Annotated in this window: 17 protein-coding genes; 10 read left to right on the forward strand and 7 right to left on the reverse strand. The window is 62.7% G+C overall.

The window, feature by feature from the left end:
- Positions 1-169 precede the first annotated feature (169 nt).
- Genes AC1D1Y_RS22680 through AC1D1Y_RS22690 form a run of 3 tightly spaced genes read right to left on the reverse strand, consistent with a single transcriptional unit; the run spans position 170 to position 2,269 of the window.
- Positions 170-991, reverse strand: coding sequence for an IclR family transcriptional regulator (locus AC1D1Y_RS22680; RefSeq protein WP_477684330.1), 822 nt, complete (start codon positions 989-991; stop codon positions 170-172).
- Positions 991-1,710: an SDR family NAD(P)-dependent oxidoreductase gene (locus AC1D1Y_RS22685; protein ID WP_477684331.1), complete on the reverse strand. Its 720-nt coding sequence runs from the start codon at positions 1,708-1,710 to the stop codon at positions 991-993. Before AC1D1Y_RS22685 ends, AC1D1Y_RS22680 begins: the two co-directional genes overlap by 1 nt.
- A 31-nt stretch (positions 1,711-1,741) precedes the next feature.
- Positions 1,742-2,269, reverse strand: a complete 528-nt coding sequence (locus tag AC1D1Y_RS22690; RefSeq protein WP_436155320.1) for a 2,4'-dihydroxyacetophenone dioxygenase family protein — start codon at positions 2,267-2,269, stop codon at positions 1,742-1,744.
- Positions 2,270-2,441: 172 nt separating this feature from the next.
- Here AC1D1Y_RS22690 and AC1D1Y_RS22695 point away from each other — a divergent pair, with 172 nt between their 5' ends.
- Together AC1D1Y_RS22695 and AC1D1Y_RS22700 are read left to right on the forward strand one after the other, a co-directional pair.
- A complete protein-coding gene (locus AC1D1Y_RS22695) occupies positions 2,442-3,722 on the forward strand; it encodes an MASE1 domain-containing protein (RefSeq protein WP_477684332.1) in 1,281 nt (426 codons plus the stop codon).
- Between the two features lie 7 nt (positions 3,723-3,729).
- The gene (locus AC1D1Y_RS22700) at positions 3,730-5,226 is read left to right on the forward strand and encodes an acyl-CoA-binding protein (RefSeq protein WP_477684333.1); all 1,497 of its coding nucleotides are present in this window, start codon (positions 3,730-3,732) and stop codon (positions 5,224-5,226) included.
- Here AC1D1Y_RS22700 and AC1D1Y_RS22705 read toward each other — a convergent pair.
- The 3 genes from AC1D1Y_RS22705 to AC1D1Y_RS22715 all read right to left on the reverse strand — a co-directional run bounded on the left by AC1D1Y_RS22705 (position 5,223) and on the right by AC1D1Y_RS22715 (position 7,772).
- Positions 5,223-5,618: a DUF3597 domain-containing protein gene (locus AC1D1Y_RS22705; protein ID WP_477684334.1), complete on the reverse strand. Its 396-nt coding sequence runs from the start codon at positions 5,616-5,618 to the stop codon at positions 5,223-5,225. The genes AC1D1Y_RS22700 and AC1D1Y_RS22705 overlap by 4 nt on opposite strands.
- A 99-nt stretch (positions 5,619-5,717) precedes the next feature.
- The gene (locus AC1D1Y_RS22710; protein WP_477684335.1) at positions 5,718-6,926 is read right to left on the reverse strand and encodes a dienelactone hydrolase family protein; all 1,209 of its coding nucleotides are present in this window, start codon (positions 6,924-6,926) and stop codon (positions 5,718-5,720) included.
- Positions 6,927-6,938: 12 nt separating this feature from the next.
- Complete coding sequence (locus tag AC1D1Y_RS22715; protein WP_477684336.1) at positions 6,939-7,772, reverse strand: undecaprenyl-diphosphate phosphatase; 834 nt, start codon at positions 7,770-7,772, stop codon at positions 6,939-6,941.
- Between the two features lie 141 nt (positions 7,773-7,913).
- Here AC1D1Y_RS22715 and AC1D1Y_RS22720 point away from each other — a divergent pair, with 141 nt between their 5' ends.
- The 6 genes from AC1D1Y_RS22720 to AC1D1Y_RS22745 all read left to right on the forward strand — a co-directional run bounded on the left by AC1D1Y_RS22720 (position 7,914) and on the right by AC1D1Y_RS22745 (position 13,471).
- On the forward strand, positions 7,914-8,939 hold the full coding sequence (locus AC1D1Y_RS22720; RefSeq protein WP_477684337.1) for an alpha/beta hydrolase family protein: 1,026 nt from the start codon (positions 7,914-7,916) through the stop codon (positions 8,937-8,939).
- A gap of 230 nt (positions 8,940-9,169) precedes the next feature.
- The gene (locus AC1D1Y_RS22725; protein WP_477684338.1) at positions 9,170-10,333 is read left to right on the forward strand and encodes a branched-chain amino acid ABC transporter substrate-binding protein; all 1,164 of its coding nucleotides are present in this window, start codon (positions 9,170-9,172) and stop codon (positions 10,331-10,333) included.
- Positions 10,334-10,351: 18 nt separating this feature from the next.
- Positions 10,352-10,999, forward strand: a complete 648-nt coding sequence (locus AC1D1Y_RS22730; protein ID WP_477684339.1) for a DUF924 family protein — start codon at positions 10,352-10,354, stop codon at positions 10,997-10,999.
- A gap of 240 nt (positions 11,000-11,239) precedes the next feature.
- Positions 11,240-11,794 (forward strand): DUF3455 domain-containing protein, encoded by a 555-nt coding sequence (locus AC1D1Y_RS22735; RefSeq protein ID WP_477684340.1) that lies wholly within the window; start codon positions 11,240-11,242, stop codon positions 11,792-11,794.
- Positions 11,795-12,074: 280 nt separating this feature from the next.
- Positions 12,075-12,665 carry a DUF3455 domain-containing protein gene (locus AC1D1Y_RS22740; protein ID WP_477684341.1) on the forward strand — a complete coding sequence of 197 codons (591 nt, stop codon included), beginning with the start codon at positions 12,075-12,077 and terminating at the stop codon, positions 12,663-12,665.
- 227 nt (positions 12,666-12,892) lie between these two features.
- On the forward strand, positions 12,893-13,471 hold the full coding sequence (locus tag AC1D1Y_RS22745) for a DUF3455 domain-containing protein (protein WP_477684342.1): 579 nt from the start codon (positions 12,893-12,895) through the stop codon (positions 13,469-13,471).
- A gap of 166 nt (positions 13,472-13,637) precedes the next feature.
- Here AC1D1Y_RS22745 and AC1D1Y_RS22750 read toward each other — a convergent pair whose 3' ends face one another.
- Positions 13,638-14,042 carry a hypothetical protein gene (locus tag AC1D1Y_RS22750; RefSeq protein ID WP_477654879.1) on the reverse strand — a complete coding sequence of 135 codons (405 nt, stop codon included), beginning with the start codon at positions 14,040-14,042 and terminating at the stop codon, positions 13,638-13,640.
- A 132-nt stretch (positions 14,043-14,174) separates the two neighbouring features.
- Here AC1D1Y_RS22750 and AC1D1Y_RS22755 point away from each other — a divergent pair, with 132 nt between their 5' ends.
- Both AC1D1Y_RS22755 and AC1D1Y_RS22760 read left to right on the forward strand, forming a co-directional pair.
- Complete coding sequence (locus tag AC1D1Y_RS22755; RefSeq protein WP_477684343.1) at positions 14,175-16,040, forward strand: glutamine--tRNA ligase/YqeY domain fusion protein; 1,866 nt, start codon at positions 14,175-14,177, stop codon at positions 16,038-16,040.
- 499 nt (positions 16,041-16,539) lie between these two features.
- The gene (locus AC1D1Y_RS22760; protein WP_477684344.1) at positions 16,540-19,191 is read left to right on the forward strand and encodes a hypothetical protein; all 2,652 of its coding nucleotides are present in this window, start codon (positions 16,540-16,542) and stop codon (positions 19,189-19,191) included.
- Positions 19,192-19,269: the final 78 nt, after the last annotated feature.

A 19,269-nucleotide genomic window follows, 5' to 3' on the forward strand; every position in this document is an offset into this window, starting at 1 on the left:
TAGCGAGACCCCGTCTGGACCGAGCACCGCAGGTTGCCCGCAGCGAAGCGGAGGGACGCAGCAACCAGGGTCGCCTTTTCTTTTGCTTACTTTTCTTTTGGCGAAGCAAAAGAAAAGTGAGTAGCCGCCGGGCTACCCCCGGCCAGCAGGAGTCAGAGGGGAGCACCCCCTACAAAACCTCAGCCCCAGCCAGCGAAGGCGTCTCCGCAATACGAGCAGAAATCACCCGACAAGCCTCCAGCAAGGGTGCAACATAAGCCTCCTCAGGCTCAGCCTTCTGCCGAAACATCAAGGTACTCACACTGATAGCGGCCACAGGCAAACCACGCCCGCCACGTATGACAGCGCCATAACAAAAAATCCCCGCCTCATGTTCCTCCCCATCCACCGACCACCCCCGCCCACGCGTGACCTCCAGCTGCTTGCGCAAATCGGCCAGCTTCACCAGCGTGTTGCCGGTGTAGCGTGGCAAGGGCAGTTCGAGCAGCAGCGGCTCAAGCACAGCAGGCTCCAGCGCCGCCATATAAGCCTTGCCGACCGCCGTGGCATGCAAAGCCACACTGGTACCTATGCGCGAGGCCATGCGTACCGCGCTCGGGCTTTCGAGTTTTTCGATGTAGACCATGGTGTTGCCGTTGGGCACCGCGAGGTGCACGGTCTCGCCGGTGAGGTCGCGCAGGCGTTTGAGTTCGTCGACTGCCGCCAGGCGCAGGTCTGAACGGCCCCAGCTGCGGCTGGCCAGCTGGATCAGGCGCGGGCCCAGCGCCAGCAGCGCGCCGCGCTCGTTTTCGACCAGCAGGCGCTCGGCCACCAGGGCAGCGACGATGCGGTGCACCGTAGGCCGGGGATAGCCGCTGGCCTTGACCAGTGCGCCGACGTTGAGCGGCTCAGCCGAGTCGGCCACCAGCTGCAGCACGTGCATGAATTTCGAAAMCGCGGCCGTGCCGGCCACTTGCGAGGCAGTGGATGACTTGACGATGGGCTGCGCCATCACGACACCATGTAGCCGCCGTCCACGGGCAGGATCACGCCGGTCATGAAGGCGGCCGCCGGCGTGCAGAGGAACATCGCGGCCTCGGCCACGTCCTTGGGCGTGCCCCATCGGCCCATGGGCGTGCGCGCCAGGATGGGGCCGGCGCGCGCCGGGTCGTCCTGCAGGGCCTGCGTGAGCGGCGTGGCGATCCAGCCGGGCGCGATGGCGTTGACCCTGATGCCGTCGGGTGCGTAGGCAATCGCCAGCGACTTGGTGAGCTGTGCGACACCGCCCTTGCTGGCCGCGTAACCGGGCACCAGGCCGCCGCCGAAGAAGCTCAGCATGGAGGCGGTGTTGACGATGCAGCCGCGGCTGGCTTTGAGGCGTTCGCGCACAGCGGCGCACACGCGCATGGTGCCGCTCAGGTTGACGGCCAGCACTTTTTCGAAAACCTCGATAYCGTGCTCGGCGCCGCGCTGGATGATGCCGGCGCAGTTAAACACGATGTCCAGCGTGTCTATGCCGGCCAGCGCGGCATCCAGGCTGGCCGCCGAGGTCACGTCGGCCTGGCGCACCTCGACGGCCGCATCGAGCGTGCCGTCGCCGCCGCCCAGTCCCAGCGCGGTCACTTCAGCGCCCAGCGCCGCGAGGTGGTTGGCGATCACGGCGCCTATGCCCTGGGTCGCGCCGGCGACCAGCGCGCGTTTGCCTTTAAAGAGTCCGGCCTGGTAAGTCATCCATCTTTCCTTCAAGAAAAAACACCCGCCGTCAGCGAATGAACTGCTTTGTGTAATCGGCGCCCAGGCCGACGGCCTCAAAGTGCTTGTTGCACATCTCGATCTTGGTGAACACGTCCTCGTAGCCCATGCCCTTGCCGTAAGGGTCGGTGTAGTACATGACACCGTTGACCTGGAAGTAGGTGATCATTTCCTCGACGTCCTCGGGCACATAGAGCGTGTGGGTTTCACCGGGCGGCTCGAACACATAGCTGCCCTCGGTGGCTTCCCAGTCGTGTTCCAGGTAGCGCCAGCGGCCCTTGAGCACAAAGCCGTGCACCGCCTGCGGATGGCGGTGCCGGCTCAGTACGCCGGATTTGCGCACACGCAGCAGATTCATCCAGTAGCCCTGGCTGGCGTTGAGGCACAGCGGCCGGAACCAGACGTTCTCGGCCTGCGGCACCCACAGGCGCTCGTCGGTCGGTATCGCGTGCTGCACCACGATTTCCGGCCGCGCGTCCGGCGGGTTCGGGTACTGGTAGGGCATCAGGGGCGTCTGGTCGGGGCTATCGACGGGCATTGGATTTGTCCATATTGTGGATAGATGTCCATATTGTAGATTTTTAGCGCGCCAGGAACGCAAGGACTTACCCTTAATCACCTGAGCAATATTTGAAACACACTGGCTAAACTACGCCGAAACCATCCGGCCTCCATGCCGAGCAACAAGCGACTCTTCCGAGGAGGATTCCATGGCCCTGCCCTTCATCGTCACCCTTGCCGTGACCTTTCTTGCCTGGGCCGTCGCGGCCGTGCTGTCCCAGAGCATGGGCGACGCGATGACGCTCAGTTCATCGGTCTGGCTGGCCACCGGGGTGACCTTCGGCGCGCTGCTTGCCGTCAAGCCGCCCAAGCGCTCCGCCGTGCTGGCGGGCGCCGCGCTGGCGGCCATGGCGCTGGCGCTGCTGGACGGCCTGGCCGTGCTGCCGGCGCTGGCCTTTGGCATCAACGAGGCGCTCACTGCCGCCCTGGGCGCCTGGGTAGCACGCCTGCTGCGGGCCACCGGCCCCGAAGGCCGCACGGAACCGGGCAAGGCCTACGCCGGCCTCCTGCTGGGCGCGCTGCTCACCTCCATGCTGGGCGCCAGCATAGGCGTGATGCTCTGGAGCTGGGCGCTGCCCGAGCCCGTCGCGCTGGGGGTGGAATGGCGCGTCTGGACCTGCACGACCTTTGTCGGCATCCTGCTGATCGCCCCGCTGATCACTTCCTTCGCGGGCTTTCGGGTCAAGCGCTCCGGCGGCATGGCCACCAGCCAGTTCCTCGCGGGCGCCGGCACCTTTGCGCTGTTCTTCGTGGTGGCCGCGCTGATTTTCTCGAGCGACGTTTCCGACCGTTTCAGCGCTTCRCTGGGCCCCACGCTGGCCTACCTGCCGCTGCCCTTCATGGTGGTCACCGCCATCCTCTGGAAGGAACGCGGCGCCACGCTGGCCACGCTGCTGGGCGCGCTGGCGCTGATCGCCTGGACCAATACCGGCGGCGGGCCTTTCGCCGAGGTCGAAGGTTTTCCCGGCGAGGCCGTGATCGAAGTGCAGGGTTATGTGGCCGTGATGGCACTGCTGGTCGGCGTGGTCAACACGCTGGGCGCCACCGCCGCGCAGGCCCTCGCCCTGGCGCAGGACTGGCGCACCCGCTACCGCCAGGTGCTGGAATCGAACCGCACCGTGGTCGCCAACTTCGACGCGAAGACCGGCGCCGCCCACTGGGGCGAAGGCGCCGGCGAGCTGCTGCGCACCAACGCCGCCGCCTTGCTGACTGTGCACGATTTCATCGCCCACGCCGACCCGCAGGAGCAGCCCGCGCTGCAGGCCGACTGGCGCGACCTGGCGCAAGGCCAGCGCGAGCATGCGCTATGGAAGAACAGCCTGCGCTGGAGCGACGGCCGCGTGGCCTCCGTGAGCACCCGCCTCTCGGGCGTGCGCGGCGCCGACGGCCAGGTCGAGCAGGTGGCCGTGCTGCTGGAAGTCGAGGCCTGACGTGGCCATGGACAGCGCCGCTACCTCATCCGCCGCGGCCGGGCCGGCCGTGAACAAAAGCACGCCCGCCGTCTTCCTGATCCACGGCCTGGGCGGCACGCAATACGACCTGGGCTCCATGCACAAGCGGCTCAAGAACGCCGGCTTCGTCACCCACTCGCTGACCCTGCCCGGCCACGGCACCACGCCCGAAGACCTGGTCCATGTGACCGCCGAGCAATGGATGCAAGCCGTCACCGCCAAGTACCAGGAGGTGGCCGCGCAGCACGACAACTTCCACATCATGGGCATGTGCATGGGCGCGCTGCTGGCCACCGAGCTGGCCAAGCGCCAGAAGCACACGCGCGGCAAGCTGATCGCGCTGGCGCCGCCCATCTACATCGACGGCTGGGCCACCGCCTGGTACACGCCGGCGCGCCACCTGATGTATTACCTGCCCGGCGTCCCGGCCCGCATGAAGGTGGAGGAGGAAGACCCCTTCGGCATCAAGAATGAGCAGTTGCGCGCCATCGTCAAGGCCAAGTTCGCGCGCGGCGAAAACTTCCACTACCGCTGGGTGCCGCTGGCCTGCGTGCGCCAGGTCGACCGCCTGCGCCGCTGGGTCATGACGGACCTCAAAAGCATGGCCAGCGAAACCCTGGTCATCCACGCGCGCGAGGACGAACTCACCAGCCTGGCCTCGGCCAACTACCTGGTCGAGCAGATCGGCGGCGCCAAGGCGCGCATGGTGGTGCTGGAGAACAGCTACCACATGATTTGCGTCGACAACGACCGCGAACAGGTGGCGCGCAACGTGCTCGAATTCTTCGGCGCCAGCAGCGCCGCCTCGCTCGGCATGGCGGTGGAAGACCCCAAGATGAGCCCCGAAGCCCTGCAGGCTTTCGCGCAGTCGCTGCGCCTAGCGCTGGAGGCCGGCGACTTCAGCGGCATCTTCGCCAAAGGCGCCTCGGACATGGCCTGGTTCCAGCCCGGCGCCAACCGCGCCAGCGGCATCTACCGCGGCAACAAGGGCCTGCAGGCCATGCTGCCCTGGTCCGGCGGCGTGAAGTTCACCGCCTTCGGCCAGCCGGTGTTCAACGCCGGCATCGCCGTGCTGCCCGCCACCCTCACGGCCGCGGGCCTGATGTCGCAAGGCGTGCTGGCCTTTGCCGTGCGCTCGGGCCGCTTGCTCGATGCGCGCTGGTTCCCCGACGACGTGGCACTCGAAGATGCCCACTTCGGCGCACCGGCCGCGCCCGCCGGCCCCAGCGAAGCCGAACGCGCCTTCGAGGCCGCCGGCATTGCCGTCAAGGCCCTGGCCAAACCGCCCGGCAACGACGAACTGCTGGCGCTTTATGCGCTGTTCAAACAGGCGACGGTGGGCGACGCGACAGGCGACCGCCCCGGCATGATGGACGTGACCGGCCGCGCCAAATACGACGCGTGGGCCCAGCGCAAGGGCATGGCCCGCGAAGAGGCGATGGCGGCTTACGCGGCCTTGGTGGAGAAGCTCAGGTCCGCCTAGTCCATCAGCTCGGCCGGCACCTTGCCGCCGTTGGCCGCCAGCTTGTTCATGACCTGCTTGTGCAGCCAGATGTTCATCGTGGCGCTGTCATTCATGTCGCCTGTGTAACCCAGCTCCTTCGCGAGCTCTTTGCGTTCGCCCAGGCTGCTGTCCAGGTGCAAGAGCTTCATCAGGTCGACGATGGAGGTCTTCCAGTTGAGTTTTTCCGGGTTCTTGCTGGCCATGCCGTTGAGCAGGGCTTCGACGTCCACTTGCTGCATGGGCGGCGTTACGGGTGCCGTGGCAGGTGCTGCGGGTGCTGTGCCGGCGGGCGCGGTGGCGACCGGTGGCACAGGGTCGGGCGTTTGCAGCGAAGGAAATATCTTGCCGAAAATTTTGCCGAGAATGCTCATGGTGCGCCTCAGAGGTGGAGTTGAAAAAGCCAGCCTAACACCGGGATGTGACGGTTCTTGTCAGACGCCACGCCAATCGCGGGCATTGCGGCGCGGCGCTCAGGGGGCCGACGCCCCCACGCGCTTGAGCCCCGCTTCGCCGGCCCGCGCCGCCACGTCGGGTTGCCACACGACCTGGTCATCGACCGCATAAAGCCAGCATTTTGATTTCGCTCTCGCGCACTGCTGGAAAACCGTGGCCATCGCCTCGGGTTCACCGGCGTTGAAATACCAGCCGCCTTTTTCCGTCACGGCGAAGGCCTTGGGTGAGGGCAAACCGCGAAAGTGGGCATAACGCGCCTTGCCGGCCTCGCTGAGCGGTACGGCGGCCATGTCGTCGGCCGCCGCGAAGCCCGAGGCCGGCGGCAGCACATAGTGATGGCCCTTGAAGCGCTGCGCGTGCGACAGCAGCAAGGGCTGGCCCAGTTGCGCCGAGAGAAATTCGAACATGCGCGCATGCGATGCTTCTCGCGCCGCGGGGTTGCCACCCACCGTGGCCTTGCCTGTTTTGGTGTTGCCCAGGCCTTCCATCTGCTTGACGGGGCCGGGGCCGTCAAAGCCGTGGTAACTGCCGGCGTAGACGACGAGGTCCACCGCCGCGTTGGCCTTGTTCTTTCGCAGGCGCTCCTGCAGCGTGACGCACTCGTGCGCCAGCGTCCAGTCGTCGAGCTCGCCGATCATGATCAGCAGCGGTTTGTGGACTTCATAATTCCACATCTTGTTGTTGACAAGGCAGCCCGGGTAAAAAGCCACGGCGGCGCGCGGCTGCACCGCCTGCGCCTGCACGTACTTGTCCGTGGCGTCCACCGTGCTGAGCACAGTCTGCGCGCCGTGCGACCAGCCCATGACCACGATGCGCGACATATCCACCGACGGCTGTTTTGCCAGCCAGGCGATGGCGGCGAAGACGTCCTCGCGGCGGTCCGCTTCATGGATGGTGCGCAGCTTGTTCGGCGTTTCGCAGATCGATTTCTGGCCACGCGGCGTGAAGCTGTCCAGCGGCAGGAAATGGATGCGCTCCGCGTTGAAATAGCCCGCATAACGGAAGAAGCGCTCGCCGAAGTTGCCCTTGCCGTCCAGCGCGCCGCCACAGCCGTGCAGCCCGATGATGGCGGGCCGGGGTTCGCCGTCGCCCGCGTCAAACCAGTAGGACGGAATCTGCAGCTTGCCGTCCAGCGAGGGAATGCTGACCGGCCCGGCCGCATGCGACAGCGAAGTCACCAGCAGCAGCAAGCCCGCAAGAATCTTTGAAAACCAGCGGGAGCGCATGGGTGAACCGCCTTATGCCGCCCAGACCACGAGCCCGCTCCAGGCCGTGGCCAGCACCACGATGCCGAAGGCGATGCGGTACCAGGCAAAAGGCACAAAGCTGTTGGTAGAGATATAGCGCAGCAGCCAGCGCACGCACAGCCAGGCGCTCAGGAAGGAGAACACCAGGCCGACCGAGAACATCGGCAGGTCAGCCATGGACAGCAGCGCGCGCTCCTTGTAGAGGCTGTAGGCGCCCGCGCCTATCAGCGTGGGCATGGCCAGGAAGAAAGAAAAATCGGTGGCCGCCTTGCGCGACAGCCCCAGCAGCATGCCGCCGATGATGGTCGCGCCGCTGCGGCTGGTGCCCGGGATCATCGCCAGGCATTGCACCAGGCCCACCTTGAGCGCGTCCATCACCGTCATGGCTTCCACTTCCTGGATGCGCGCGGCGGCGGGATTGTTCTGCTGGCGCTTTTCGGCCCAGAGGATGATGAAGCCGCCGATGATGAAGGTGCTGGCCACCACAACCGGCGTGAACAGATGGGCCTTGATGGCCTTGCCGAACAGCAGGCCCAGCACCACGGCCGGCACAAAAGCCACCAGCACATTGAGCACAAACTGTTGCGCCTGTTTCTCGGTCGGCAGGGCGACAACCGTCGCGCGTATCTTCTGCCAGTACACCAGGATGACCGCGAATATCGCGCCGGTCTGGATCGCGATGTCGAAAACCTTGGCCTTGTCGTCGTCAAAACCGAGCAGCGCGCCGGCCAGGATGAGGTGGCCTGTCGAGGAGATCGGAAGGAATTCAGTCAGGCCCTCGACGATGCCCATGATGGCGGCTTTGATCAACAGTGCTATATCCACGCTGGCTCCAAAAAAGTAGTGGGGATTATCGCCGGGCTCGACAAAGAGGCGCCGCGCGAAACCGGGGAAAATGCCCCGAGCCGCGCACAGCCCGCAGCCAGTCACGCCGACCGGCTACCCACAATAAAGGAGGAAGCACCCATGCATCGTTACATCCTCAGCAGCCTGCTGCTGCTCGCCGTTGCCGGCGCGCAGGCCGGCATGGGTTTTACCAAACTGCCGGGCCTGCAGGACGACGCCGCCATCAGCGTTTTTTATCCTTCGGCCGGCGAAGACCGCCCCATGCAGGTCGGCTCCTATTCCCTCAAAGTCGACAAAGACGGCCAGCCGGTGCGCGGCAACACGCGGCTGGTTGTCATCTCGCACGGCTCGGGCGGTTCGCCCTGGACCTACACCGACCTGGCGCGCCGCCTGGTCGAAGACGGCTTCGTCGTCGCCTTTCCCCAGCACCGCGGCGACAACGCCATGGATCCCTCCTCCCCCGGACCCGACAGCTGGAAGCAGCGGCCCGCCGAGGTCTCGCGCGCCATCGACGCGGTCGCGCGCGAACCGCGCTTCGCAGCGCTGCTCTCGCTCGACAAGGTCGGCATGTACGGCATGTCGGCCGGCGGGCATACGGCGCTGACGCTGGCCGGCGGCCGCTGGTCGCCGGCCCTGCTCGCCCGGCACTGCGAGGCCCATATTGCAGAGGACTTCCAGACCTGCGCCGGGCTGAGCACCCGGCTCACAGGCGGCCTGCTGGATGGCCTGAAAAAAACCGTGGTGCTGGCGGTGATCCGCCAGAGATTCAGCGATGCCACCTGGCAAAGCCATCACGACGCCCGCATCCAGGCCGTGGTCGCCGGCGTGCCGCTGGCCGCCGACTTCGACATGGCCTCGCTGGCCTTGCCGACGGTGCCACTCGCGCTGGTCACCGCCGGGCAAGACCGCTGGCTGGTGCCGCGCTTTCACAGCGGCGCGGTGCTCGCGGCCTGCAAGCGCTGCGAACACCTGGCGGACCTGCCTGACGGCGGCCACGGCGCGCTGCTGTCGCCGCCTCCACCCGCCGATGCGATGTCCGACCTCGCCAAAGACCTGCTGCTGGACCCACCCGGCTTCGACCGCAGCCAGCTTCCGGCGCTGGACCGCAAGCTCAGCGCTTTCCTGCGCAAACACCTGCTTCCCTGAAAACACGGCCATCGGCAAATCGGGCGGCTGCCGGCGCGCCTCGCGCGAGCACGCGCCAATCTGGCCAGAAATAAACCATTTCGGTGCGTTTTCAGAGAGAAACGAACCAATTCGAACCATTAGTAAAACTTATCTACTCAGACATTCATTCAAAAGTAGGTCAAACCCACTATCGCTTCGGGACGGTGAAACATACATTCAGTTACACCCACTCAACCCGAGGTTTTACGATGACCCACTCCGCCACCCGCCGCCCTACCCTGGCTGCCCTGACCGCCGCTGTTGTTGCAGGCGCCGCCCTGCTCTCAGGCTGCGACAACCCGCCCGACACCATCAAGATCGGCGTCGCCCAGCCCCTGTCCGGCAACCTCGCCGCGCTGGGCCAGGATCTGCACAACGGCGTGAAGATGGCGGTGGACGAGATCAACAAGGAAGGTTTCCAGATCAAGGGCAAGACCGTCAAGATCGAGATCGTCGCGATGGACGACCGCTCCGACCCCAAGGCCGGCGTGGACGTCGCCAAACAACTGGTCGATGCCGGCGTGGTCGCCGTGATCGGCAATCTCAACTCCGGCGTCAGCATCCCGGCCGCGCCGGTTTATGCCGAAAAACACATCGCCCAGCTCGCCATCTCGACCAACCCCAAGTTCACCGAACTCGGCCTGGACACCACCTTCCGCCTGGTCGCCAACGACAACCTGCAGGCCCGCGCCATCGGCTCYTTCGCTGCCAACCAGCTTGAGGCCACCAAGTTCGCCGTGGTCGACGACGGCACCACCTATGGCAAGGGCCTGGCCACCGGCGCGGCCGCCGAGCTCAAGAAGGCCAACAAGGAAGTGGTCGTCAGCTATTCGTCCGACGACAAGACCACCGCGTTTGACGAGCTCGCCGCCAAGATCAAGGCCGGCAACGTCCAGGTCATCGTCTCCACGCAGGGCGACTTCCAGATCCTGGCGCTGATAGAAGCGCTCAAGAAGATCGACTACACGCAGCAGGTCAGCATCCTGGGCGGCGACACCATCAAGACCACCAACATGCTCAAGGGCAGCGACACGGTCAAGGGCATCTACGCCACCTCGCCCATCCTGGACGCCAAGGAATTCGTCAACGGCAAGGCTTTCCTGAGCAAGTACCAGGAAACCTTCAAGATGGAACCGGCCTACGGCGGCCATTACACCTACGACGCCATGTACATCCTGGCCGGCGCCATGAAGCGCGCCAATTCCGTCAAACCCGAAAAAATCACGCAGACCCTGCGCACCTTCGACGGCTACGCGCCCATCACCGGCTCCATGAAGTGGGACAACGTGGGTGAGCAGCGCTACGGCGTGGTCGGTGTCTACGCCATCCGTAAGGGTGTCTGGGACCTGCAGCTGCGCTCCGACCGCTGGTAGGCTAAGCTGGCGGTCGCCATGACCGAGCCCACCTCCACCCCATCGTCCGCCGCCGCCCCCACTGCCGCCACGCCGGCCCGAGTCCTTGAGTTCTGGCTGGGCGACGGCCTCGACAAAGACTGGCCCACGCAGGACCTCGGCAAGCGCTGGTTCGGCGGCGGCGCCGAGCTCGACGCCGACATCCGCGCGCGCTTCGGCGCCGCGGTGGATGAGGCCCTGGCCGGCGGCCTGCAAGACTGGGAGCAAACGCCCCTGCATCGCCTGGCCTTGGTCATCCTGCTCGACCAGTTCCCCCGCAATATCTTCCGCGGCACCGCACGCGCCTTTGCCGGCGACGCCCGCGCCCAGCAGCTGGTGCGGCAGGCCGTCGCCGCCGGTGAAGACCTGCGCCTGCCCTGGGTGGCACGGCTCTTCCTCTACATGCCGCTCATGCACGCCGAAAGCCCGGCGCTGCAGGACGAATGCGTTGAACGGTTTACCCGCCTGGTCGCCGATGCGCCAGAGGCCCTGAAGCAGCGCCTGCAAGGCAACCTGGACTACGCCCACCAGCACCGCGACATCATCACCCTCTTCGGCCGTTTTCCTTATCGAAATACGGTGCTCGGGCGGGCCGATACTCCGGCAGAAAAAGACTTCCTCGAAAAGGGTCCGCGCTTCGGGCAGTAGCAAACCCGCCCCCTTTCACGCTCACTTCGTGTAGCCTGCTCCCCCCTCAGGGGGCGGCGCCTGGGGCCGGCAAAGCCGGACCCGCGGCCCCCACTGGTGAAATGCCCTCCGGTGCTTACGCCGCTTTTTTTGAATCCAGCGCCCATCCCGCCGCGTATCAGCAGCAGGACGGCCCGCGCCACACAGCCAACCACAGCGGGCGGCCGCCCTGGCCGATTCACAAAAACCACGGAGTTAAAAATGATGCTACGTACTGCAACCGCCTCAGCTTCAGTTCTGTTCGTATCGCTACTCGCCGCCTGCGGCAGCATGTCGCCCATGCAACCGATGTATTCGCAGGCCGGCCTGCCCGCCGCCGTCCAGGTGCCCGCCGGCAACAAGGTCGCCATGGAAACCGTGGGCGTCGGCGAGATCACCTACCAGTGCAGCCCTAAAAAAGACATGGCCGGCCAGTTTGAATGGGTCTTCGCCGGCCCCGACGCCAAACTCATGGACCGCGGCGGCAAGCAGGTCGGCAAGTACTACGGCCCGCCCGCCACCTGGGAAGCCATGGACGGCTCCAAACTGACGGGCGCACAAGTCGCCGTCACCCCCAACGGCAGCGGCAACATTCCCACCCAGCTCGTCAAGGGCAACCCGGCCATGGGCAGCGGCGCCATGAGCGGTGTCACCTACATCCAGCGCGTGGACACCCGCGGCGGCGTCGCCCCCGCCATGCCCTGCGCCGCCGGCAACGCGGGCGCCAAACAGGTCGTCCAGTACCAGGCCGACTACATCTTCTACAAGGCGATGTGAGGCACGGCCCTCCATCCTTGAATCGCCGCTTTCCCCTCCGAAGGTGAGCCACCGGCCCGAACGTCAGGCGGGACCGGTTTTCAGGCCCGCAGGCTTGCCCTGCGGGCTTTTTTGCGCACACCTGCAGCGCCGTTCGCCGTGCTGTCACAGGCCCCGGAAACGCGCTGTCAGCAAGCCTGCGCGGCGTCCTACAGCGCTTTTGGGTTCCCCGCGTTTTACTGGCATGCAACAACAGGCAGAAGCCAACACAAGGCCAGCAATGGCCAGAACCGGGGGTCTCATGAAAAGCACGCACAACGTCCTGTGGGCTTACAGCAAAAGTGCTGCCGTCACCGCAGCCATGATCACCGGCACCGCCGCGCTCATGGTCGCGTGCTCCGGCGTCGCGCCCTTGCCCAAGGAATACAGCCAGGACCAATTGGACGCACAGGTCGTCGTGCCGCCCGGCCATGTCGTCGCGCTTGAAACCACCGCCAGCGGCCTGCTGTACTACGAGTGCCGGGCCAATGCCACCACCGCCGGCACCATAGGCTGGGTGCTGGTTCGGCCCGAAGCCGACCTGCTCGACCGCACCGGCAAGACCGTCGCGAAATATTCCGGCCCGCCCGCCACCTGGACCCACATCGACGGCTCCAGCGTCGTCGGCACCCAGGTCGCCCTGGCCCCCCGCGTGGGTGCCACCAACCTGCCGCAGCAGCTGTCCACCGGCGCACCCGGCGCCGCCCCCGGCGTGCTGCAGAACGTCAGCTACATCCAGCGCATCAAGACCAAGGGCGGCCAGGACCTCAGTAAATCCTGCACCCAGGCCGATATCGGCGACAAGCTCACCACGTCTTACCAGGCTGATTACATTTTCTGGAAACCCGCTTAAGGCGGGCTTCCGGCGCGCCCTGAAAGCGCGCCCGTCCATGGCAGTGCAGCCGCCATGGAAACAAAGCCCGCAGGCATCGCCTGCGGGCTTTTTCTTTTTTGCAGAGCGCTGACCCGAGCCTGCCGACGTTTCCCCGCACCTTGTCCCTCCGGCCACCTACAGACGTGCCTCCGCGCCAGGGATTTACTGGGGTGTGACACCACCATCCGCCGCCATTGGAACCCTTTGTGAACATCCAGACCCAAGCCTCTCGCGCCTTTCCCGGCCTGCTGCGAAGCGCGCTGCTGCTGCTTGCCGTGGCTGCGCTAGGCGCCTGCGGCTCGCGCCTCAACCTTCAGCCATCCCAGCAAAACCTGCCCGAATCCGTGCGCGTTCCCGCGGGCCACACGGTGGTGCTTGAAGCGCAGGGCCGGGGCGACCTGCTCTATGAATGCCAGGCCGTCAAACGCGCCCCCTATGAATACGCCTGGCTGCTGCTGTCCCCGGGCATCAGGCTCGCCGACGGCGCGGGCAACACCGTGACCTACTACCCCGGCGCGCGTGCGCGCTGGGTGCACAGCGACGGCTCCAAAGTCAGCGCACGGGAACTTGTCGAGATGCCCGGCGATGGCCAAAGCCTGCCCTTGCTGCGCGCCATGGCGGGTCCCTCCGACACCCCGGGCATGCTCGCCAACATCAGCTACATCCAGGCCCGCCGTACCGTGGCCGGCATAGTGGCCAACCCGCCCTGCACCGCCGCCACCCTGGGCATGCGCGTCTCCGTGCCCTACGAGGCCGACTACCTCTTCTGGCGGCCGGCCGCCTGAGTCTTTTCTTCACCAGCATGAGCCGCGGAACCGGCTTTGCCGGGCCGCAGGCGGGCGGCCCCCTCGGGGGGCAGGGAGCGACACGAAGTGCGCGACCGTGGGGGCGACCTCCCGGCGGCCATAAAAAAGCCCGCTGGAAGCGGGCTTTTTGTTGCCTCAGACAGGCTTAGCGCTGGTAATAAACCGGTGCGGGGCGGTAACCGGGGCCGTAACCGTAACCAGGGCGTGGGCCCTGCACGTAGTAGCCGCCATGGTGCCTGTGGCCGTGGCGCGGGCCGTAGTACACGGGCTGCGGATAGTAAACCGGTGCCGGCTGCACATACACGGGGCGCGGGTAGTAGACCGGCGCCGGCTGCACGTAAACGGGGGCGGGCTGGACATACACCGGTTGCTGGTACACCGGATAGGCGTTGGTGACACCTACCGCCACACCCGGAGCAGCGATGCCCACGGAAAACGACACGTTGTCGCGGGCCTGGGCAGCACCTGCAAAGCCCAGCGAGGCCACGGCCAGCGTGGCGGCGGCGCCTGCCAGCGCGAGGGAGCGGTTTGCTTTGATGGCTGTCTTCATATGGTTCTCCTTGATAGGGCAGGAAATGCCCATGTGCTTATTAAACGCAGCCTACCTGTAATGGCATACCGCACGCACCGTGAAGAGAGTAGCCAAACGTAACCCCTGGCAGCTAAGCCCTAAAATCAGCCCATGACCTCTCCCGCCCCTGCCTCAGCCCCCGCCGACAAAGAAACCCACAAGCCCAGCAACTTCCTGCGCCAGATCATCGAAAAAGACCTGGCTGAAGGCACTTATGCCAGCCGCCGCTGGGGCGGCAGCCCCGGGGACGCCGCCCACCACGCCGCCGGCCAGCCCGACCCCGCCAAGGTGCGCCTGCGCTTTCCGCCCGAGCCCAATGGCTACCTACATGTGGGGCACGCCAAAAGCATCTGCCTGAACTTCGGCCTGGCGCGCGACTACGGCGGCGTCTGCCACCTGCGCTTTGACGACACCAACCCCGAAAAAGAAGACACCGAATACGTCGACAGCATCATCGATGCCGTCAAATGGCTGGGCTACGACTGGGCACAGCTTGGCAATGAGAAGAACGGCAAAGGCGATAGCAATGTCGAAAGCAAGGCCTACCAGGCCAGCGACTACTTCGACTTCATGTACCGCGCCGCCGAGTACCTGATCGAAAGCGGCAACGCCTACGTCGACGAACAAAGCGCCGAAGAAATGCGCCACAACCGCGGCGACTTCGGCCACCCCGGCACCAACAGCCTCTTCCGCGGCCGCACACCCGACGAGAACCTGGCGCGTTTCCGCGAGATGCGCGACGGCAAGCTCGCCGACGGCGCCGCCGTGCTGCGCGCCAAGATCGACATGGCCTCGCCCAACATCAATATGCGCGACCCCGCCATCTACCGCATACGCCGCGCCCACCACCACAACACCGGCGACAAATGGTGCATCTACCCCATGTACACCTTCGCCCACCCGGTCGAAGACGCGCTGGAGCAGATCACCCACAGCATCTGCACCCTCGAGTTTGAAGACCAGCGCCCCTTTTACGACTGGCTGCTCGATCGCCTGGCCGAAGGCAAGCTCATCGCCACGCCGCACCCGCGCCAGTACGAATTCGCGCGGCTCAACCTCAGCTACGTGCTGACCAGCAAGCGCAAGCTGGCCCAGCTCGTCAATGAAAAACGCGTCAGCGGCTGGGACGACCCGCGCATGCCCACCATCGTCGGCCTGCGCCGCCGCGGCTACACGCCCGAAGCGCTGCAGTTGTTCGCCGAACGCATAGGCGTCACCAAAAGCGACAGCTGGATCGACTACAGCACCCTCGAAGGCGCGCTGCGCGACACCCTGGACCCCATCGCCCCGCGCGCCATGGCCGTGCTCGACCCCGTCAAGCTGGTGCTCACCAACTGGGACGAAGTCATGGGCGCGGGCAAGCTTGACGATTGTTCGGCGCCTGTACACCCGCACCACGAAGAGATGGGAAAACGCCAGTTCAAGATCGGCAAGGAAGTCTGGATTGAACGCAGCGACTACGAAGAAACCCCGCCCAAAGGTTTCTTCCGCTTGTTCCCGCCCCACACCAACGCCAGCAAACAGGCGATCGCCGGCAGCAAGGTCCGCCTCAAATACGGCCACGTGATCGAATGCACAGGCGCCGTCAAGGATGCCGACGGCAAGGTGACAGAAGTGCACGCCACCCTGATCCCCGACACCAAGAGCGGCACCTCCGGCTCCGACGCGATCAAGGTCAAGGGCGTGATCACCTGGGTCGGCGTGAACGATGCTGTTGAAGCCGAAGTGCGCCTTTATGACCGGCTGTTCACCGTTGAACACCCTGGCACCGGCGACAAGGATTTTCTCGACGAGCTGAATGCCAACAGCCTCAAGACCGTGAGGGCTTATGTCGAACCTTCACTGGCCAAGGTGCCTGCCGGCACGCGCTTCCAGTTTGAGCGGCATGGGTACTTTGTCACAGACAGTGTTGACCACAAGGACGGAAAAGTCGTGTTCAATCGGGTGACGGGGATGAAGGATTCGTTCAGTAAATAGGCCATGCTCCACTCCTCGTGTTGCCAGCTGATCGGCAACAAGGACAGAAACTTTTTCGAGACCTCTGAGGGAAAATATTGGCATATCACAGCAACATTTTGGCTTTTCTGCCCGGCGGAGGACCTAGTCCTTTGCTTGATGCCTACCGGATAATGGTGGCAATTGAATTGGCATTAAAGGATGTTGGCTGTACGGGTGGTCACGACATACCCACAATGCTGGCACAGACAGCCAATAAACACCCGGCACTCGCGAGTGAACTTAATGCGCATCAAGCCAAACTTAGCGCAGATCTCCGTCAGTTAATTTGCAACAGCCCGAAGGGCCAACCTGCCGCAGTGTTGGCCAACAACTATCCTCATGCTCGGTACACCCGCTTTGAGGGGGATTGGAGTGGTGTTAGTGAAACATCAACTCATTCGATTACAGCATTGGAAAAAACCTGTCGCAGTCTCTTGACGCACCTTCAGGCACACAAGGCAACACTGGGAATTCACCTATGACTCCAATATCAAATTTGATCACTCATCTTGAGAGCCTTACCAAGTTTCCTGAAGCAGCCCCTTTGCTCCAAGAAGTGAGAGTTATTTTTCTTTCCCCTTCATTGCATATTGACCTCATCAGTGACACGTTTCGAGGTCTAAACGACGATGATCGATTAGACCGAGTGAGTTCTGCGTTGACGCAGTCTTTTAATTTAGAAGCAGACCTGATTCAAGACATCATGTCTAAGCTGCCCGTAATCATCAGCACACTAACTTCAGATGAAGCGCAGAACAAGGCGAGCTGGCTAGGAACGGCAACTACTAGTTCATGGGTTAATTGGTTTCTCCACAATAAGCCACTCGTTGCCCGCCGCGATATCCCCATCACTCCTCGTTACGTTCACTTCTACGGCTACAAAGGCGGGCAGGCGCGTTCCTCGATGCTGGCACTGTTTGGAAAACTCCTCGCTGACGACGGTTACAGAGTATTGGTGATCGATGCGGATACAGAAGCACCATCTCTGGACAGCTTACTCGGCGCGCATGCTGATCATTTTTCGCAAACCTTGATGGGGCTGTGTGGTTGGGCAAATGACTTCTCACCAATCCCAGCTGCGTACAAGGGTCTTCTTGGATTGGGCCGAATCGACGTACTGCCATGCCGCCCTCGTGGTGAAGACCACGATCTAGACTTTGCACTACTAGTGGCTACGGCGCCATTGGACACTCGTATTTATGAAAGAGCTGCGGCGAGGCTACGTTCGGCGTTGTCCAAACATGACGAGATATACGATTTTGTTCTAGTGGACCATCGTACCGGTATTGCCACATCGGTACTGCCACTCGTTAGTGAACTACCTGGGCCAACAGTAATTTTTGCACGCACTGATGCAAATACCGTCAACATTCCCTCCGAGATGAGGAAAGTTGTTCGCTCCATTTTTGGAAATGCAGCGGACAACCCCGCAGCCTTCGTTAGCTTTTCACTTGACTCGAATCGCAAAGCTAATGGCGTCGTGCCGCCTCATGAAGCTAGAGCGAGAGAGGCGCTGCTGGAAGAGTTAGCTCAGGCAATCGAATACAACGTATCCATTCAAGACCCGAGAGACGAGGAAGAAGACGAAGAAAACGAAATTTCCACACAGGAGTTGGCGTTCAATTGGGTGGAGTGGTATTTAGATCGTGCATTGCTAGACAGTTCATTACCTGATATCTCTAAACTTCAAAGCGATAACATCGCCGCACTACAAAAGTTGCGCGGAGTCTTAGGGCTTCCTTTTCAAAAGAAGGAAACTCCGCAACCCCAGCTCAAGGTTGAAAGTGAAAAACTTATTACATCCTTATCTGGCGCGCGTGATGAAGGCACATTTATCCACATTCCAGACGTCGAGCGTCTCTTCGTCAAAGGCAATCCATTCACCTACATCTTGGGTAGAAAGGGTACCGGGAAAACGCGGCTGCTGAAGGAGTTAGCGCTAAGAAAGCTGGGCACTCCTATCTTGGTTGCAGCAGATCAGCATGATTTTCAGGCGCTTCGCAGCGAATCGCCAGAAGCAAAAGAATGGGTCAAAAACTCAATAGAGCCAAGTTCTTTCTGGTGGTCTCTCATTCGGCTCTCCCTAGAAAACCCGAGTTCGCCGTTAACGGCCATCTCCAAGGCAATCGAAGCCAATAAAAAACCAGATGAATTGGCCAGTCCGCTAGATATCAAAAACCTCCTACTCCGCTCAGCCAACCAAGAAGTGCTTTTGGTAGATGGCCTGGAAACATTGGTCCCTGCAGCCAAAATCAAAGCGTACGTTGCCGGTCTGTTTTCGGTAATGAACACAATACAGAACGATCCTCTGCTCTCTTCCAAACTCGTAATTCGCGCTTTTATGCGTGAGGATCTAGCTTCTGACTCAGTACAAAACATTGAGCAGCAAATGGAAGATCGCCTGCTCAGATTGAAATGGAGCGCATCCTCCATTCTCAATTTCGCTGTTTCACGACTGCCGCAGCTTCCTTGGATCAGCAAGCAGTTTTCCGATGTGTGCGAAGACATTCAAAAATACTCATTGGAGATCCAGAAAAGCGGACTATCTGAGCAGGCCGCCACTGAACTGCTACTTCGAATCTTCCCAGACAAACTACGAAGAAACAACTTACTAACTTCAACTTTCCTGCGCCTGTATTTTTCAGATGCAGGAGGCGACAACACAAGCATGGCGACCTTCTACCCTCGCCTTTATTTATCTTTTTTGCAAAAACTGGATGAACTGGCACGAGCGGACAGTGCCCCATTGAGCGAAGGAGGTTCGCGCCTGAACTCTGCTTTGCTTAATCGAGCTTACGACCAAGCTTCAACGGCTTTCATTGACGAAACCAAACAAGAACTGGTTCACCTTTTGTCATTAAATTTTGTAAATAGCACAGAGGCATCCGACAGTGATCAGTCGAATGTCACTTTGTTTATTGCGGCATTTGACGGCCTCAGTACACCATTCGCTCTCGACAAACTGATCTCTCAGTTGAGGGAAAAAACTCCTTTTACGGACCCGTCAATTCGAGAGTCTTTGCGAAGAATGAAGGCTCTTCGAATGTTCGAAGATCGTCCTGGTTATGCCGGCTGGTGGCGCGTCGGACAGCTCTACAAAATGGGGCTTCGGATGAAATACGCCCGATAGTCTGAACACTACTGTGATCATTCCTTAGTGTTTTAGGCTGCGCGCGATTGTCGAAACCATAGGCGCAGGAATGATCCT

The organism is Polaromonas sp. P1_G1 (genome assembly GCF_056405595.1).

Bases quoted from the DNA above. Each gene is read 5' to 3' on its own strand.
- AC1D1Y_RS22690 (WP_436155320.1), bottom strand. From the start codon at position 2,269: ATGCCCGTCGATAGCCCCGACCAGACGCCCCTGATGCCCTACCAGTAC.
- AC1D1Y_RS22700 (WP_477684333.1), top strand. From the start codon at position 3,730: ATGGACAGCGCCGCTACCTCATCCGCCGCGGCCGGGCCGGCCGTGAAC.
- AC1D1Y_RS22705 (WP_477684334.1), bottom strand. From the start codon at position 5,618: ATGAGCATTCTCGGCAAAATTTTCGGCAAGATATTTCCTTCGCTGCAA.
- AC1D1Y_RS22710 (WP_477684335.1), bottom strand. From the start codon at position 6,926: ATGCGCTCCCGCTGGTTTTCAAAGATTCTTGCGGGCTTGCTGCTGCTG.
- AC1D1Y_RS22720 (WP_477684337.1), top strand. From the start codon at position 7,914: ATGCATCGTTACATCCTCAGCAGCCTGCTGCTGCTCGCCGTTGCCGGC.
- AC1D1Y_RS22730 (WP_477684339.1), top strand. From the start codon at position 10,352: ATGACCGAGCCCACCTCCACCCCATCGTCCGCCGCCGCCCCCACTGCC.
- AC1D1Y_RS22735 (WP_477684340.1), top strand. From the start codon at position 11,240: ATGATGCTACGTACTGCAACCGCCTCAGCTTCAGTTCTGTTCGTATCG.
- AC1D1Y_RS22740 (WP_477684341.1), top strand. From the start codon at position 12,075: ATGAAAAGCACGCACAACGTCCTGTGGGCTTACAGCAAAAGTGCTGCC.
- AC1D1Y_RS22750 (WP_477654879.1), bottom strand. From the start codon at position 14,042: ATGAAGACAGCCATCAAAGCAAACCGCTCCCTCGCGCTGGCAGGCGCC.
- AC1D1Y_RS22755 (WP_477684343.1), top strand. From the start codon at position 14,175: ATGACCTCTCCCGCCCCTGCCTCAGCCCCCGCCGACAAAGAAACCCAC.
- AC1D1Y_RS22760 (WP_477684344.1), top strand. From the start codon at position 16,540: ATGACTCCAATATCAAATTTGATCACTCATCTTGAGAGCCTTACCAAG.